We start from the raw sequence: 16057 nt of genomic DNA, 5'->3' as shown, positions 1-16057 counted from the left end.
CCATGGACCGCAGTGCCGCCAACATGACCGACGTCGGGGCCCGATCGTTCGGCCATATCCTGCGTGATCGCCTCGCAGGGCTCGATGCCGTGCAGGTGGCGCGCTGCCTCGTCGCGGTCGGGGCGCTGCTGCTGGTGCTGGTGACACTCGATCCGTTCCCGGACCTGCGCAATCCCGACGTCACCATGGTCGTCGGCGGACGAATGGCGCTGACCTATATCGCCTGGGGTCTGCTGGCTGCGGTAGCTATACTGTGTGTCGCTGCCACCGATGCGCTCGCGCTGAAGAGCCTGGTGACGCCGCTGCATCTCTGCCTGCTGGTCTGGCTTGTGATCAACATCGTGTTCTCGGAAAGCCGCGGCGTTTCGATGCAGCGATTCGTGCTCACGGTCAGCGTGACGTCGCTCGCCATCGTGTTGCCATTGCTGCCGCCGACGCGGCGCAGCTTCAACCTTTGCCTGGGCGGCGCCGCGCTCGTGCTGCTCGCGCTGTGCTATCTCGGCGTCTTCCTCGCGCCGCAATATGCGGTCCACACGGCGCTCGACGTCACCGAGCCGCAGCTTGCCGGCGACTGGCGCGGCAGCTTTGGCCACAAGAATATCGCCTCCGCCGTGATGACCATCCTGGTCTATGTCGGCATCTACCTGTCCGCCGTCGGCTCGTTCGTGATGGGGCCTGTGATCGCCGTGCTGGCCGGCACCTTCCTGATCTTCACCGGCGGCAAGACGTCCTCGGTGCTGTGCCTTGCGATCTACGTGCTCGCTTCGCTGGTCTATGTCACGCCAAGCCTGTGGCTGAAGCGGCTCATCTGCTTCGTGCCGCTGGTTGCGATGAACCTGTTGACCGTCGGCAGTGTCGTCAGTCCGGTGCTGGCGGCGATGACACGGCTGCTTCCGCTCGATCCCACCTTCACCGGACGCTCCGCGATCTGGGACTTCGCGCTCGCGGCCGTCGCGGAGAAGCCGATCATCGGCCACGGCTATTCTGCGTTCTGGGACGACGTGAGTGCGCGGGCCACCGCGGAAGGAGCCGAATGGGCGACATCGGCGGCGCACAGCCACAATAGCTACCTCGATCTCGCGGTCACGATCGGTCTGCCGGGGCTGCTGCTGGTGATCCTCATCTTCGTGCTCGCCCCGCTCCGCAATTTCCAGACGGCGCAGGCTCACAGCCGCAGTGGCGCACTGGCCAAGCTGTTCCTGACCGTGTGGCTGTTCGGCCTGTACTACGGTGCCACCGAGACCTTCCTGCTCGAACGACAGAATCCGATCTGGTTCATGTTCGCGCTGGCGGTGGCCGGCCTGCACTTCCTGGCGAGGTTCCAATGCATCGAGCAGACCGAGCCCCGCGCATGACCTTCCTCAGCGTTGATCAGCCCGACGATCTTGCGTCCAGCGCGTCGGCCATCGCGGTCGATTTCCTGCGTGACTGGCGGCACGCGGCCTCGCGCCTGAGCGCCGGGCACCGCACCGCCTTCCAGCATGCTAACTGGCTCGGCGCCTGGTACGAGTCGTTTCACGACGTCGCGCCACTGATCGCCGTGATCTCCGATGCTGCCACCGGCAAGGACATCGCAATCGTGCCGATGATCAGCCATGTCAGGCGCGGCATCCGCATCGTCGAGTTCGCGGACCTCGGCGTCTCCGACAACAACGCACCGATCCTGGCGCTCGATGCCGCGTTGGATGCGGGCGCGACGGACGCGATCAACACGGCGCTGATCGGCGCGCTACGCGCTCTGCCCGACCGTTTCGATCTGCTCCGCCTGAAGAAGATGCCGGCGGAGGTCGGCGGCAAGCCGAACCCGCTGGTATCGCTCGGCCGAATCGGATCCTCCTCGCTCAACGGCAATCTCGTGTTGATGGGCGACGACTATGGCGGCTATCAGGCCGCGATCAAGCGCCTGCAGATGCCGCGCTGCTGGCGGGTCTTCAGCCGTCTTGCCGGTGCGCGGTTCGAGATCGCCGCCGATGTCGGGCGTGCGCACGAGCTGTTGGACGTGATGGATCTCCAGCAGCAGGCACGCATGCAAAAGCTCGGCTCGCGGTTCGTTCTCAACGACGAGACACATGCGCGATTCTATCGCGAGGTCGTCCGCCGGGGCCTCGCGGGAGGTCATGCCATGGTCTCGGCACTGGTGTGCGAGGAAGGCATTGTCGCCACCGCGCTCGGCGTCAAGCATGGCGCGACCTATGTCCTGCTGCGCATCAGCCATGGCGGCGATCAATGGTCGAGCTGCTCGCCGGGTCTGCTCGTCACCGAGCGCACCCTGGCGGCGCTGCATGCGCAAGGCCTGCGCCGTTTCGACCTCAGCATCGGCAATCAGGACTACAAGCGGCGCCTCGGCGCCGAGAGGGTGCCGCTGACCGATGTCAGCGTCGCGCTGTCCTGGCGCGGTCTGCCCTTCGCCTGGCGCGATCACGCCGCGCAGGGCCTTCGGCGCTATCCGAAGCTCGCCTCCCTCGCGGCGAGGGCGATGGGCAAGGGAGCGCGCTGACGGGCGCCGTCTGTTTCGCCATCACCTCGGAAGGCCCGCCCGGAAAGCATCCAGCAACGCGCGTCCTTGCGGCCAGTCGCCGAGCCCGCTCGCGGCATTGATGTGGCCGAGCGCGCCCGGCACGATCAGGCCGGACTGCCAGTCCTGCGCCCGCCGCCGTGTCACCTCGAGCGCTCCATATGGATCATTCGTGCTCGAGATGATCAGCGCGGGAAAGCGCAACGCGCCGCCGGGGACCGGCTTGAACGCTGCGGCCTCCGCGGGAAAATGGCCGCCATCGGGATCGGGCACGGCGACCAGAAAGGCGCCCGCAATCGCGGAAGGGAAGCGCGCGGCCCAGTGCGCCACCAAAAGGCAGGCGAGGCTGTGTGCGACCAGGAGGGGCGGCCTGGCGCAGCGCGCGACCACGTGCTCCAGGGCTTGCTCCCAGTCGTCGAGCTCCGGCTGGTCCCAGCTCGCCGGCTGGAATCGCGTGAAGCGCGCGTCAGCGCGCTCCCATAGCGTCTGCCAGTGGGTATCTCCGGAGCCGCCGAGCCCGGGCAATGTGATGATGTCGTGCATGAACGTCCCGTGATATCTGAGTTGACCGCAGTGTGACCGATCGCGGTCCTGCATCACATGGCAAGTCATCGGCGAAATCGACCATCTGCCGATGATCTCAAGGTGGAACGGAGAATTGAGTTTGGATCGCTTCGGGAGCATCGATGCCAAGGATTTGAAGATCCTCGAGGCGCTGCAGGCCAATGCGCGCGTACCGTTGTCCGAGCTCGGCCGTTCCGTCGGGCTGTCCCAGCCGGCCGTGTCCGAACGCGTCAAGCGGCTCGAGGAAGCCGGCATCATCGAGGGCTATGGCGCCCGCATCAACCCGCGCGCTCTCGGGCTCGGCCTGATGGCGCTGGTGCGCCTGCGCACCTCGCACGAGCACATTAAGACCTGCCTCAAGCGGTTCAGCGAAATCCCTCACATCATCGAAGTCCATCGCGTCACGGGCGATGACTGTTTCGTGCTCAAGGTGCTCGTTCCGGCGCCGGAGGATCTCGAGACCATCGTGGATCGCATCGCCGGTTTTGGTGCTGTGACGACCTCGCTGGTGCTACGGAGCGAACCCGTGCGGCCGATCGGCAAGGACCTCGTCAGGAAGAAAATGGAACGGAGTTGAGGCGTGGCTACGTCACGGCGCCGTCACAAAGGCCGCGATTGCGCAAGCCTTCCGATGATCGTCCTCGTTGTGTTATCGTCGCTTCCATTCCGCGGAGGCGACATGGAAGACCGTTCGGCAAAATATCGTGCATTCTATGCGCAGTTGATTTGCGGTGCTGCGAAGGCTGCAGACCCTCGCCTCGAACAGGCCTTTCGGACCATCAGGCGCGAGCCGTTCGCCGGGCCCGGGCCGTGGTCGATCTGTCTCGGCGGTCATCCCTATGTGGTCACGCCTGACGATGATCCCGCCTTCCTCTATCAGAACGCGCTGTTGGCGCTGGACCCGGCGCGCGGTCTCAATATCGGAATGCCCGGTGCGCACGCCTACTGGCTCAATGGCTGCGCCGTGAAGGAAGGCGAGACCGTGGTCCAGATCGGCGCCGGCAGCGGCTATTACACCGCAATTCTCGCGCATCTCGTCGGTCCCGACGGTCGCGTTCACGCCTATGAGATCGATGAACGTCTGGTGGGACTTGCGCGCGACAATCTGAAGGACGTCGCCCATGTGGACGTGCGCGGACGCTCGGGCATCGCGGCGGATCTGCCGGAGGCCGACGTGATCTATGTCTGCGCGGGCGCGGCGCAGCCGGCGGCGGAATGGCTCGATGCGCTGCGGCCCGGCGGGCGGCTGGTGTTTCCGCTCGCGCCCGAAGGCATGTACGGCGGCATGTTGATGATCACGCGGCCGGATGACGGTGCGATCTGGCCGGCGAAATTCCTCAGCCGCGCCCAATTCATCGGCTGCGCGGGATTGCAGGATGCCGAGGCCGGCGGGCGATTGGGCGAGGCGTTCACGAAAGGTTGGGAAGGGGTGCAGTCGTTGCGGAGAGAGGGCGTCCCCGACGAGACATGCTGGTTTGCCGGCGAGGGCTGGTGGCTTTCGACGGCGCCCGCACCTCTACCGACGGAGCCGGTTCGGCCTCACGCCGACATCACGCAGATTTAGCGGTGACCGTATCCCAATTCCGGATTGGGGCGGCATTCCCCGACTGAGAATGCCGCCCGGGTTGCATCAGCCATGCAGCTTTTTGGCGGTCTCCGCGATCTGGCGGCCCTGATAACGCGCGCCGGCAAGCTCGTTGGCGCTGGGCTGGCGGCTGCCGTCGCCGCCGGTGATCGTGGTGGCGCCATAGGGCGCACCGCCCGTGACCTCGTCGAGCTTCATCTGGCCGGCAAAGCCGTAGTTCATGCCGACCACGACCATGCCGAAATGCAGCAGGTTGGTGATGATCGAGAACAGCGTGGTCTCCTGGCCGCCGTGCTGGGTCGCGGTGGCCGTGAAGGCACCGCCGACCTTGCCGTGCAGCGCGCCCTTGGCCCAGAGCCCGCCGGCCTGGTCGAGGAAGTTCGCCATCTGCGAGGCCATGCGGCCGAAACGGGTGCCGGTGCCGACGATGATCGCGTCGTAATTGGCGAGGTCCTCGATCTTGGCGACCGGCGCGGCCTGGTCGAGCTTGTAGTAAGAGGCTTTCGCGACCTCGGCCGGCACCAGCTCGGGCACGCGCTTGATGTCAACGGTCGCGCCGGCCTCGCGCGCGCCTTCGGCGACGGCATTGGCCATCGCCTCGATATGGCCATAGGCGGAATAATAGAGGACGAGAACTTTGGTCATGGTGGTCTCCGTTGGGATTGGGTGAGGTGATTGGTTGCTTGTTCGTCACGCCGCGTCGACGAGCACGAGCTCGGAATCTTCGAGCGCCGTGATCTTCAGCTTGGCCTCGTCGCGGATCGCGGCGCCGTCGCGGGCATTGACGCGGACGCCGTTGACCTCGACAACGCCTGCCGCCGGCACCAGGTAGAGATGCCGCGACGTCTGCGGCTCATACTCCGCGCTCTCGCCCGCCTTCAGCGTGGTGGCGAGCACCCGGGCATCGGCGCGGATCGGCAGTGCGTCCGTGTCGCCCGCAAAGCCGCTCGCGATGGTGACGAGCCTGCCGGAGCGGTCTGCCTTCGGAAACGGCTTCGAGCCCCAGGTCGGCTGTCCGCCGCGCATCGCCGGCTCGATCCAGATCTGGAAGATCCGCGTCCTGGTCGGCTCGAGATTGTACTCGGAGTGGCGGATGCCGCTGCCGGCGCTCATCACCTGCACGTCGCCCGCTTCGGTGCGGCCCTCGTTGCCGAGGCTGTCCTGATGGGTGATCGCGCCCTCGCGCACATAGGTGATGATCTCCATGTTGGCGTGGGGATGGGCGGGAAAGCCGGTGTTCGGCGCGATCTCGTCGTCATTCCACACCCGCAAGGCGCCGTGGCCCATGTTGTTCGGGTCGTAATGGCCAGCGAACGAGAAATGATGCTTGGCCTTGAGCCAGCCGTGATCGGCGCCGCCGAGCTTTTCGAAAGGTCTGAGTTCGATCATCTGTGCAATTCCTTGATGTCGGATTGACCTGTTGGATAAGCCTTCGCCTGTGGTATAGAAATAGAAACTGTCGAAACGCATTGTTTCCTTAAATGCCCCATCAGGACCGGCTGCCATGGCAAAACTTCCAGATTTCGAAGCGCTCGCGATCTTCGCCAAAGTCGTGGAGCTGCGATCATTTGCGGGGGCTGCGAGCGAGCTTGGGATGTCCAAGGCCACGGTGTCCAAGGCGGTCACGCGATTGGAGGAGCGGCTCGGCGCGCGGCTGTTCAACCGCACCTCGCGCCGGCTCGCGCTGACCGATGCCGGCCACAAGCTGGCCGAACGCGCGACGCGCCTCTTGGCCGACGGCGAGGCCGCTGAGAACGAGGCCTTGGCGCAGTCGGTGGCGCCGCGCGGCCTGGTGCGGCTCGCCGTCCCCATGACGTTCGGCATCAAGGCGGTGGCGCCGCTGCTGCCCGAGTTCTTCCAGGCCTATCCGGAAGTCTCCGTCGATCTGCATTTGAGCGATGCGACCGTCGACCTGATCGGCGAAGGTTTCGACATGGCGGTGCGGATCGCGCGGCTGCCGGACTCTTCGCTGATCGCGCGGCGGCTCTTCACCATGCCGCGCTACACGGTCGCCGCGCCGTCCTATCTCAAGAAGCACGGCCGGCCGACGCACCCGATGCATCTCGCCGCGCACAAATGCTTCAGCTACGCCTATCTCTCCACGCCCAACGCCTGGCACTACACCAATTCGGCCGGCGAGCAGGCCAGCGTGCGCCCGGGCGGCCAGCTTCGCGTCAACAACGGCGAAGCCGTGATGCCGGCGTTGATCGCGGGGCTCGGCATCGCCGAGCTGCCGGAATTCATCGTCGGCGAGGCGATCTCGTCGGGCGAGGTCGAAGTCATCCTGAAGGACTGGAAGCAGGCCGAAGGCGCCGTGCACCTCGTTACCCCGCCCGGCGGCCCCCGCCCCGCGCGCGTCGAAGCGCTCGCCGATTTCCTGGCAGCGAAGCTGCCGGGCACATGCAAGCGGCGGCCGCGCGGGAAAAGCAAAGCGTCGTAGGAGCGCGCGCGGCTTCAACGCTCTCCGTCATTGCGAGCGCAGCGAAGCAATCCAGCATGTCTCCTCGGAGAGATTCTGGATTGCTTCGTCGCAAGAGCTCCTCGCAATGACGAACTACGACACCTTCACGCCATGGATCGCGACGACGCGCAGGCTTGGCTTCAGCGTCCCCTCCAATTGCGCCTTCAATTCGTGAACGCGTGGGTCGCTCGACCGCGCCGCACACACACCATATTGATGGACGGATCGCGCCAGCGCGCGCCGCGCTTCCGGCGTTCCCGTCAATTCGGGCGTCGAAAGCCGCAACACGATCGCTGCGAGATTCACCAGCATCTCGTCCAGCGCAACGTCGATAGTCGCCAGATTCCGCATCATCCACTCTCCCTGGGAAGGCAACAGCGGGCCCGGACATGCGTTCCTGAAGGAGCCCGATATGGCTAACGGTTCGTAAACGTCTTGTTCTTGCCGCCTGGCGCGTTAGCCTGGCAGCGAAACAAGAAAATCAGGCGAGGGCAAATCATGGATCGACGCGGTCTCTTGCGTGCGGCTGCGGCATTGCCGCTGACGGAGTTTTTGCCCAGGCAGTTTGCCAAGTTGAAGAAACGCTAGGGCCCTCGCGTTGCGGTCATGAACTTTGTTGTCTATACCCGCGCCGCGTTCTGTTTCCTGCTTCCCGTTTCTCAACAACCCGACGACCGCTACATGATGCTTCGTCTTATTTGCCTCTTCCTCTTCGCACTGTGCCTGGCCGGCCCCGCGCAGGCGCAAACCAACCAGCCGGCGACGGTTGCCAAGCCGGCAAAGAACGCGCCTCCCAAGCCGGCACCTGCTTCGCAGTCCACGCCGCAAGCTGCAGGACCGTGCGTCGGCGTGATATCGCTGCTGGGCGATCGCTTCATCGTGAAGAAGATCGGCGTGACCGTGTTCGGCAACGAGAACAAGGAGGTTCCGGTCGACGGTTTCGGGCTCGATGACCTCGTTGTCGAACGTGTGAGGGCCGCGGTCGGCTCTGGTTTTGTCGTCCGCAGGATCGCTGCCGATAGATCCGCATTCAGTTCCTACGATCCCGGGCTTGGCATGTTCGTTCGCAGCGACAAGGCCGGCGCCATCGTCCGCCAAGTTGCCGGTCAGGCCGGATGCAAACGCTATGTCGTCGTGATCAAGGGAATACGCCAGGGTGGATTCTTCGGCATCGGTGTCATGAAGGTCAGCCCGCTGTACGACATCGCCGACATCTACGCGGTCATACGGATCTACGTTCATGACGGGCAAAGCTTCGATATTCTGAAGAGCGGCGAAGGCTCGATCAGCGGAAGCAACTTTATGACCGGGCCGCCGACGCTGCGTATCGATTGGGCGCAGTGGCCAGAACCGCCGGAAGCCGCCAACAATCCAGTGATGCGCGCGTCGACGCGGCAACTGCTCGGCAACGTCCTCGACAAGAGCCTGCCCACCCTGTTGCAGTCGCAGTAGTTGGGGAGATGCGGCCAACCGGCCGCCCCCTCCAGGCCCCGCCGGGGAGGGTGCAAGCGCACGGCTATCGCAACACAATCCATTCCGGTTAGGCTGCCTCCCAATCACGAAAACAATCGGGGAGGTACCCACCAATGAACCGCCGCGAACTTCTGAAGGCCGCTGCCGTGCTGCCCCTAGCACAGGCCGCTTGCTCTCGATCAAGCTTTGCCCAAGCTCTTTACCCCTCGCGCAACATCACCATGATCGTTCCGTTCCCGGCCGGCGGACAGGCCGATCTCGCTGCGCGACCGGTCGCGACGGCATTGGAGCGGATCCTCGGCAAGCCTGTGATCGTCGACAACCGGGCGGGAGGCGGCGGCGGATCGGTCGGCAATGCCGCGGCCGCGCGTGCCGAGCCCGACGGTTACACGCTGCTGATGACGCTGTCCTCGCTCGCGGTGCTCCCCGAGGCCGACCGGCTGTTCGACCGACCCGTCGCCTACGAGGTCTCGCAGTTCATGCCGATCGCGCGCGTGCTCGCCGATCCCACGCTGCTCGCGGTGCCGGCCTCGGCGCCCTGGAGAACCGCGCAGGATTTCGTCGAGGATGCGAAGAAGCGGCCGGGCCAGATCGCCTATGGCTCGTCCGGGCCGTACGGCACGCTGCATGTGGCCATGGAGATGTTCGCGAGCAGCGCCGGCATCAAGCTGCTGCACGTGCCGTTCCGCGGCGCAGGTCCTGCGCTGACTGCGATCCTCGGCGGCACCGTGCAGGCGATCGCCGCCGCACCCGGCACGCTGAAACCGCAGGTCGACGATGGCAAGCTGCGCGTGCTCGGCAATTGCGGCGCGCAGCGCATCGCGAGCTTCCCTGATGTGCCGACCTTCCAGGAGCTCGGCTACAAGGATGTCGAGTTTTACATCTGGGCCGGGCTGTTCGCGCAGAGCGCTCTCCCTGCGCCGATCGCGATCCGCCTGCGCGAGGCGATGACGCAAGTGATGACGAGCCCTGATGTGCTCAAGGCATTCGAGACCTCGGGCAGCCTCGTCGCCTATCAGGACGCGCCGGCCTTCTCTGAGTTCGTCGCGACCGACAGCAAGCGGCTGATCGCGGCGGTGAAGAAGATCGGCAAGGTGGAGTAGGGCCGTTCAGAATTCGCTGCGGACCAGGCCGCGCAGCGTGTGACGGTCGTATCCCGGCGCGAACGCGCCCTCGTACGAGGCCTTGAACGATGTCGCGGTCGTCAGGTCCCACCGGATTTCGGCGCCGGCAAGCGCCACCGTGCGCGCGCGCTCGACGCCGGTGATCGCGAACGGAATGCCGGGTGCGCCCTCCAGCGCCGCCGTCGTGGTTGCCGCGCTGCCGGTAAACTCATGACGAACGGCAATGGTCGCGCCGAACTGTGCCGCGTGGCCATTCGGCATCATCATGCGCTGGCTGCCGCGCAGGCCGGCCGTGCCATAGCCGAGGTCGAAACTGCCGCCTCGCACCAGCTGATTGACCCCCGGCGCACCTGCCTCTGAAAAACTGCCCTGGCGTGTCGCGTACCAATCAGCCTTGGCAAAGGGCTCGGCGACAAGACCCCATCCGGTCTGGAACGGCCGCGAGATGCCCAGCGAAGCGGCAAAGGTGTTTGCACGCGAGGCGGCAGTTGCCGTCTCGCCGAGGAACGCGATCGTGCGCGAGGAGTCGAGCGCCGCAAAGGAATAGCTGATCGCCGATGCGAGATTGAAGCCGCCGGCTTCGCCGCGCGCGTAGACGCCGGCATGCCCGGCATTGGCCTCGATACGGTCGGCGCGGCCGGTCATTCGCAGTTGGCCGGTCGATGCGCCGACCGCGAGGCCTGCCGTAAAGCCCGGCATGTGCCAGAGGTCGGCACCGAGCGCGGCGCCGGCGATGGTCGTGTTGGTTCCGAAGGCAATGTCGCTCGCGGCCACCTTGTCCCAATTACCATAGCCGCCAAACCAGACGCTCTGCATCGGCGCCGCGCGGCGGCGGTTCAACGCCTTGCCGATCGGGTCCCTGGGCTCCGGCGCGTAGGCGGACGCGGTCATCCGAACGGTCTCGCCGCGCGACTGCGTCCCGGCATTCCACATGAAGCTCTGGAACATGTCGGCCTGATCCGCAACGAAGCGGCGTCCATCGGCGTGGATTTGACCGGCCAGGTCGTCGAGGCCGGCCTTGATGCCTGGCGTATTGAGCGCGGCGAGTGTGTTGATCGCAGTGGCCAGCGGTCCCGATGCGCCGCCGAGCTGTACCTGGTCGAGTGCGCCGGCCACCGCGGCCTGGTTCGGCGTCAGCCCCGACAACGTTCCGAAGCCGCCGATCTGCTGCAGCAGGAAGTAGACGTTGTTGGCGTCATAGCTGAGCTGCCCTGTGACTAGCGGGCTGCTAGAGCTCGTGAGCGCGGCGAACGTGCCGCTGACGCCGCCCGCCGCCGTGAGGATGGTGTATTGCGTGTTGGCGATAAAGCCTGCGCCGAGCGGCACGATCTGCACCGTACCGCCGTTGAGCGTGGCGGTCCCGGTCGCTGCGATCCTGTGGGACTGGCCGCCGGGGTTGATCTCGACCTGGAAGGTCGAGCCGGCATTGAAGGCGACGTTGCCGTTGACGTTGAGCGTCCCGATCGAATTGCCGGGCGCGACCATGCCGCCATTGTTGACGACGAGTCCGCCGACGGTGCCGGTGCCGCCGAGATAGCCGCCATTGATCGTGACGACCGAGGGCAATGTGCCGTTCACGACCAGGCCGCCCGCGTCCACTGTCGTCGCGCCGTTGAAGGCGGTGGTGCCGGTCAGCGTCCAGACGGAGTTGCCGTTCTTCTTCAGTTGCTCGAACTCGTCATATTGCAGGCCGGGGCCGAGATTGCCGAGGTCGAACATGGCGCTGCCAATGCTGCCGAAGTTCAGCGTATCGGTACCGCTCCCGCCGCGAACATTCCCGGTGATCGTCGCGCCCGGCGCGAGGCCGAGCTGATCATCGCCGCCATTCAGCTCGATCGCTCCGCTGCCGCCGCCCGAGATGGTGCCGGCGTTGAAGATGGTGTCGCTGCCGGAAGAGCCCTGGATGGCGAGGAAGAAGCCGCCGGAGATCGTGCCGCCATTGACGAGCGAATTGCCGCCGGCGATGAATTGCACGCCGGTATGGCCGCCGCCGATCGATCCGCTGTCATAGACGAGGACGACATTGCCGCTCGACGTCCCGCTGATCCGCAGTCCCGTCGTGTTTTCTCCGGTGCCGACGGCCGTCCCGCGAATGTTGAGGAGGTTGTCGTTCGAATTGTCGATGACGATGGCTGCTTCGGCGTTGCCCGTACCCTCCGCGATCGCACCGGCGGCGACCGTCACATTGTTGTGGGTCGATCCGTTGGAGAGCAGAACCGCTCCGCTGGAGGTCGAGACTGTCGCCTGATTGTTGACGGTGACATGCGAGGCGATGGTGGCGTCGAAAACGATCGCAGGTATGCCGGCGCCGGGCAGCAGCGATGTCGTGGTGCCGTCGCCGACATTGACGGTGACGTTGGTGCCGCCGGTGGCGTTGATGTGATCGGTGTTGCCGAGGCCGGTGCAGGTTGCGACATCGCCCGAATTGAGTGCGCCGATCGTGCCGGTGCCGGCCACGGTGCAGGCGGCGCGCGCCGGCCTGGACGTCAGGACCAGGAAGGCCAGCACGAGGGGCGCCAGCGCGGTGGTGACCAGCAGCTTGCGGCGAAAGATTGCGGCCGTGGCGACGTTTTGCGCACAGACCGGTCTTGCAGTCGGCATCGACATTCCCCTCATTGCAGCCCATTGCTAGCGGGAGCGCCGTGATGATTCTTGGCGTCAGGCGAAATGCCTTATGGCGAAAGGCGCAAGAGGCCGGTTTGCTTCTGCCCTGTTGCTGGGGCGCCACGGACCAAGGCGTCAGCGGGAGCTGCCATGGTTCCAGTCGCGCTTTTCACATTTTGTTGTTGGTCCAGAACAAGCTCGCGTCTCATTGATTGAAGAGAATTCGAGAGACTTGGGAAGGATCTGGACATGCGAACAGAGCGGATCGCGCTAGGTGTGGCGCTTGCGGTCGGCGGCATCATGGCGCACAGCGCTGCATCCGCGCAGGAATACCGCGGCACGATGGAACAGCAGATGGCCTGCACACCTGATGTGTGGCGCCTGTGCAGCGATCAGATTCCCGACGTGAACCGCATCGTGGCCTGCTTGCAGCAGAATACGCCACAGCTTTCGAGCGGCTGCCGTGCGGTGTTCCAGTCCAGCAACCAGATGCCGCCGCAGCAACAGGTTCCGCGCGGCCGGGCCGCACCGCCACCACGCTACATTGCTCCGCCGCCTCCACAGCGGCCTTACGACGAGGACGAATAGCGCCGCTCAGGGCCTGTGCTCGCAGACGTCGACCCATTCAGCCGCGGTCAGCTCGGCCATCCGCTCCGGTGTGATGCGCACCGCGCTATGGGTCGAGCCGGCAGCCGGCACCACGACGTCGAATGCCTTCAGCGAGATGTCGCAATAGATCGGCAGCGGCGACTTCAGGCCGAACGGGCAGACGCCGCCGACCTCGTGTCCGGTGATGTCGGCGACTTCCTCCAGACCCAGCATCTTCGGCTTGCCGCCGAACTGCGCCTTCACCTTCTTGTTGTCCATGCGCGAGGTGCCGGCCGCGACGATCAGGATCACGCGCTCGCCGATCCGCAACGACAGCGTCTTGGCGATCATTCCGGGTTCGACGCCATAGGCTTCGGCCGCCAGCGCCACGGTCGCGGAGCTGATCGGGGATTCGATGACGGAAATGTCGGGGGCTTTCTCGGCGAAGAAGGCGCGAACGGATTCCAGGCTCATTCCGGGCAGCTCATCCAATCTTACAGCGGGCGACGACCCCTAAGCGATTCCCGGCAGCTCGGAGAGGGCGCGGACGCGATGATCCGGCGCAAAGCCGAGCTCGTCCATCTGGGTGCGGATCGCCTTGAACATGGTGAGCGGTGCCACGAGTTCGTTCTCGACGCAAGCCAGCGCCATCGCTTCGGGCGTCACCCGCTCGATCCAGGCAACCTTCAGTCCGAACGATTTTGCCCCGGCGGCGTCCCAGGGATTGGAGGAGACGAACAGAACCTCATCAGGCGCGGTGCCGAGCACCTCGCCGATCAGCTCATAGGCCTGTGGGCTCGGCTTGAAGATCTTTTTCGCGTCGACGCTGATGGTGGCATCGAGCAGGCGGTCGAGCCCGGAATTGCGTACCAGCGCATTGAGCATGTCCGGGCTGCCGTTGGAGAGGATGGCGAGCTTGCGCGGTCTCAGGGCCGCGAGCGTTTCGGCCGCATCCGGATAGAGATCGAGATGCAGATATTTCTCGATGACGCGCTCGAATGCCTCGCTCTCATAGGCGAGTCCGAGCACACGCAGCGTATAGGCGAGCGAGTCGCGCGTGACCGCGTCAAAATCCTGGTAAGCTTGCATCAGCGAGCGCAGCCAGGTGTATTCAAGCTGCTTGATGCGCCAGACCTGCGTGATGATCTCGCCGTAGCCGGGAAACGCATCCTCAGTGACGTCAGCGACCGACTGGATGTCATAGAGCGTGCCATAGGCGTCGAAGACGACGGCTTTGATGGGCATCGGCTGTCCTTCCGGGGTTGTGGTCACAAGAACTCCGATTGGGGCGTGCGTATAATTCGTCAGCTTACCAGAGCAAAGCGGACGTCTGCCACTGCAGGTGTGATCGGCAGCTTGTGACCCAAGACAGACATTGCGGGGTAGTCGCTATAATTTGAACTCTATTCTTCATGCAGACGTGCTTAGCTATTGTAGTTGCAGGGCAAATAAGGCGCTTCGTCCCATGCCGAAATGGCTTGTTGTACTTGTCGCTCTCCTCGCGGCTACGGCCTACGTCCCTCAGGTCCGCCACAGTGTGATCAACTGGCTTAAGACGCACCCTGCGCTCATTGGACCAGCTCTGACCGTCGCCGGAATACTGGCAGTCTTGTATCTGTTCATCGATCCTACCACGGTACTGTTCTTGGCCGTTGTCGCTGTCGTCTCCGCTCTCGCTGCATTCTTTGACCCGAGAACCTATTCGAGCCGATGAGACCCTCGTATGAACGACAGCTCGCGGCCCTTGAAGCTTCGTACAGGGAGTTGCTTCTGTCGGCACTACAGGGGTGCGCTAAGGGACAGTGGGGACTCTTCGGCTCGTACGAACGAGTTGGTTTGCGCGACCCCGCACGGGAGGAGCTCCTTGAATTAGGCTCCAAAATCGAGCGCCTGCGCCACAAGTGCGGCATTGAACCCTTCCAGCTCCACGAGCGGTTCCTGCAGATGGGCTCTCGCCTTTCAAACACTCCGGGTGAGCCGAAATTGGCTCAGCGGTGGTTGGACGAACTGACGTAAGCAATCACGCGGTTATGGCCCTTACACAAATGCGCACAGTTTTCCTGCTCTGGCATAGCTATCCGCGCGAAGATGCTCTGGATGAGAATGATACCGAAGATAAACTCGTCGGGGTCTATAGCAGCGCGGCCGAAGCAGATGCAGCAAGACTGCGCAAGCTGCGCTTTGAGGGCTTTCGCGACTATCCCGATAATTTCCAAGTCAGCGAGATGGAAATCGACAAGGACGCGTGGAGCGAAGGATTCGTCTCCGTGAAAACGTAAAGCGAATATCTCATCGAGCATGGAAGAGCACTCTTTCGTCGTGCCTAAAGAGCGTGAGAGCAATCGCTCCGATACGCGCCCGTTGATTTGGTGGTTCGTCCTCGCCCTTATAGCGCTAGTTGCGTCGCAAGTTATGCGGCTGCATCAACATCAAGCGGCAAGTTGGCTTCTCTGGGAATATGTGGGTCGGATCACTGCTCTCACCATTTTGGCGGCAGTGCCTTCTGCTCGGATCGCTGCATTTCGAACAGGTGGACGTCAAATTTCACTTTTTGAGATTGTCCTTTGGATCGTCGGAATTTGCTTGCTAGATCGCTTTGTCCAGTTGCCGCAATCTTTCCTCAATGCGGCATTCCCTACAACCGTTCTCGGCGCATAAGCGCGCTGGTCGGTAGAGCCGACCATTTCGACGACCGCGGTAAAATCGGCTTCGGCTTGGTCCCATCTTTTTGCCAGCTGAGCGGTTACACCCCTCATCAGCAGCAGCTCCGCCCGGTCCTTGAGACTGAATGGCTGCTCGAGCCCTTTGGAGTAGATTTGAATGGCTCGGTCAAAGTCCAGCTTGCTTACGGCAACGGCAGCAGCCGTCTGGTAAGTCTCGGCGTCAGACGCAATTGCCGCAGAACAGAAGGGCCAGAGCACGGACAGGAAAGCAATCCCGCGCAGGACCCGCCTTAGCTCTAAACCCACTTTCATTTGCTTCTCCGGGCTGAAAGACGCTCTTGCCGATGGTAACTCAATCGGCAGCAAGGCCCCATGGAGCACTGCAACGTTAACGCGGATTTCGGTTAAACAATCGTCAAGCGAGTAGAGGCCATTCGCCATTGCGAAGCTGGATAGCGTGGCCTTCGCATGTCATTTGTT

17 protein-coding genes are annotated in these 16057 nt (G+C 64.0%); 9 read left to right on the top strand and 8 right to left on the bottom strand.

From position 1 onward, the window contains the following. Positions 1-2: 2 nt before the first annotated feature. Positions 3-1355, top strand: coding sequence for an O-antigen ligase family protein (locus I6F20_RS13820; protein ID WP_225126567.1), 1353 nt, complete (start codon positions 3-5; stop codon positions 1353-1355). After that, positions 1352-2497, top strand: a complete 1146-nt coding sequence (locus I6F20_RS13815) for a GNAT family N-acetyltransferase (protein WP_225126566.1) — start codon at positions 1352-1354, stop codon at positions 2495-2497. The genes I6F20_RS13820 and I6F20_RS13815 overlap by 4 nt, the downstream gene beginning before the upstream one ends. Positions 2498-2518: 21 nt before the next feature. Here I6F20_RS13815 and I6F20_RS13810 read toward each other — a convergent pair whose 3' ends face one another. Next, positions 2519-3058, bottom strand: a complete 540-nt coding sequence (locus I6F20_RS13810; protein WP_225126565.1) for an RBBP9/YdeN family alpha/beta hydrolase — start codon at positions 3056-3058, stop codon at positions 2519-2521. A gap of 121 nt (positions 3059-3179) precedes the next feature. Here I6F20_RS13810 and I6F20_RS13805 point away from each other — a divergent pair, with 121 nt between their 5' ends. Both I6F20_RS13805 and I6F20_RS13800 read left to right on the top strand, forming a co-directional pair. Further along, entirely contained in the window at positions 3180-3656 is a 477-nt protein-coding gene (locus I6F20_RS13805) for an Lrp/AsnC family transcriptional regulator (protein ID WP_036021132.1), read from the top strand. 102 nt (positions 3657-3758) lie between these two features. Beyond that, positions 3759-4643: a protein-L-isoaspartate O-methyltransferase family protein gene (locus I6F20_RS13800; protein ID WP_225126564.1), complete on the top strand. Its 885-nt coding sequence runs from the start codon at positions 3759-3761 to the stop codon at positions 4641-4643. Positions 4644-4709: 66 nt separating this feature from the next. On the opposite strand, the gene wrbA is transcribed toward I6F20_RS13800, so the two are convergent. Together wrbA and I6F20_RS13790 are read right to left on the bottom strand one after the other, a co-directional pair. Further along, positions 4710-5309 (bottom strand): NAD(P)H:quinone oxidoreductase, encoded by a 600-nt coding sequence (gene wrbA, locus I6F20_RS13795; RefSeq protein WP_057028278.1) that lies wholly within the window; start codon positions 5307-5309, stop codon positions 4710-4712. Between the two features lie 45 nt (positions 5310-5354). Beyond that, positions 5355-6053 carry a pirin family protein gene (locus I6F20_RS13790; RefSeq protein WP_225126563.1) on the bottom strand — a complete coding sequence of 233 codons (699 nt, stop codon included), beginning with the start codon at positions 6051-6053 and terminating at the stop codon, positions 5355-5357. Positions 6054-6168: 115 nt separating this feature from the next. Here I6F20_RS13790 and I6F20_RS13785 point away from each other — a divergent pair, with 115 nt between their 5' ends. After that, a complete protein-coding gene (locus I6F20_RS13785; RefSeq protein ID WP_035997402.1) occupies positions 6169-7104 on the top strand; it encodes a LysR family transcriptional regulator in 936 nt (311 codons plus the stop codon). Between the two features lie 114 nt (positions 7105-7218). Here I6F20_RS13785 and I6F20_RS13780 read toward each other — a convergent pair whose 3' ends face one another. Next, a complete protein-coding gene (locus I6F20_RS13780) occupies positions 7219-7476 on the bottom strand; it encodes a hypothetical protein (RefSeq protein WP_036021169.1) in 258 nt (85 codons plus the stop codon). A gap of 255 nt (positions 7477-7731) precedes the next feature. Between I6F20_RS13780 and I6F20_RS13775 the strand changes: the two genes are divergently transcribed. Together I6F20_RS13775 and I6F20_RS13770 are read left to right on the top strand one after the other, a co-directional pair. Continuing rightward, positions 7732-8577, top strand: a complete 846-nt coding sequence (locus tag I6F20_RS13775) for a hypothetical protein (RefSeq protein ID WP_146207665.1) — start codon at positions 7732-7734, stop codon at positions 8575-8577. Between the two features lie 134 nt (positions 8578-8711). After that, positions 8712-9701 (top strand): Bug family tripartite tricarboxylate transporter substrate binding protein, encoded by a 990-nt coding sequence (locus I6F20_RS13770; RefSeq protein ID WP_225126560.1) that lies wholly within the window; start codon positions 8712-8714, stop codon positions 9699-9701. A 6-nt stretch (positions 9702-9707) separates the two neighbouring features. On the opposite strand, the gene I6F20_RS13765 is transcribed toward I6F20_RS13770, so the two are convergent. Next, a complete protein-coding gene (locus I6F20_RS13765) occupies positions 9708-12323 on the bottom strand; it encodes an autotransporter outer membrane beta-barrel domain-containing protein (protein WP_225126558.1) in 2616 nt (871 codons plus the stop codon). A gap of 252 nt (positions 12324-12575) precedes the next feature. Here I6F20_RS13765 and I6F20_RS13760 point away from each other — a divergent pair, with 252 nt between their 5' ends. Beyond that, positions 12576-12914, top strand: a complete 339-nt coding sequence (locus I6F20_RS13760) for a hypothetical protein (protein WP_035997417.1) — start codon at positions 12576-12578, stop codon at positions 12912-12914. Positions 12915-12920: 6 nt separating this feature from the next. On the opposite strand, the gene I6F20_RS13755 is transcribed toward I6F20_RS13760, so the two are convergent. After that, positions 12921-13388, bottom strand: a complete 468-nt coding sequence (locus tag I6F20_RS13755) for a YbaK/EbsC family protein (protein WP_035997420.1) — start codon at positions 13386-13388, stop codon at positions 12921-12923. A 39-nt stretch (positions 13389-13427) separates the two neighbouring features. Next, a complete protein-coding gene (locus I6F20_RS13750; RefSeq protein WP_225126556.1) occupies positions 13428-14159 on the bottom strand; it encodes a haloacid dehalogenase type II in 732 nt (243 codons plus the stop codon). Between the two features lie 800 nt (positions 14160-14959). On the opposite strand from I6F20_RS13750, the gene I6F20_RS13745 reads away from it, so the two are divergent. Then, positions 14960-15193, top strand: coding sequence for a DUF7336 domain-containing protein (locus tag I6F20_RS13745; RefSeq protein WP_035997430.1), 234 nt, complete (start codon positions 14960-14962; stop codon positions 15191-15193). Positions 15194-15451: 258 nt separating this feature from the next. On the opposite strand, the gene I6F20_RS13740 is transcribed toward I6F20_RS13745, so the two are convergent. Further along, positions 15452-16018 (bottom strand): tetratricopeptide repeat protein, encoded by a 567-nt coding sequence (locus I6F20_RS13740; protein WP_225126555.1) that lies wholly within the window; start codon positions 16016-16018, stop codon positions 15452-15454. Between the last annotated feature and the right edge of the window lie 39 nt (positions 16019-16057).

The organism is Bradyrhizobium sp. IC3123, from assembly GCF_020193625.1.
In the GTDB taxonomy this organism is placed as follows: Bacteria; Pseudomonadota; Alphaproteobacteria; order Rhizobiales; family Xanthobacteraceae; genus Bradyrhizobium; species Bradyrhizobium yuanmingense.
This window is presented reverse-complemented; position numbering and strand designations above follow the sequence as displayed.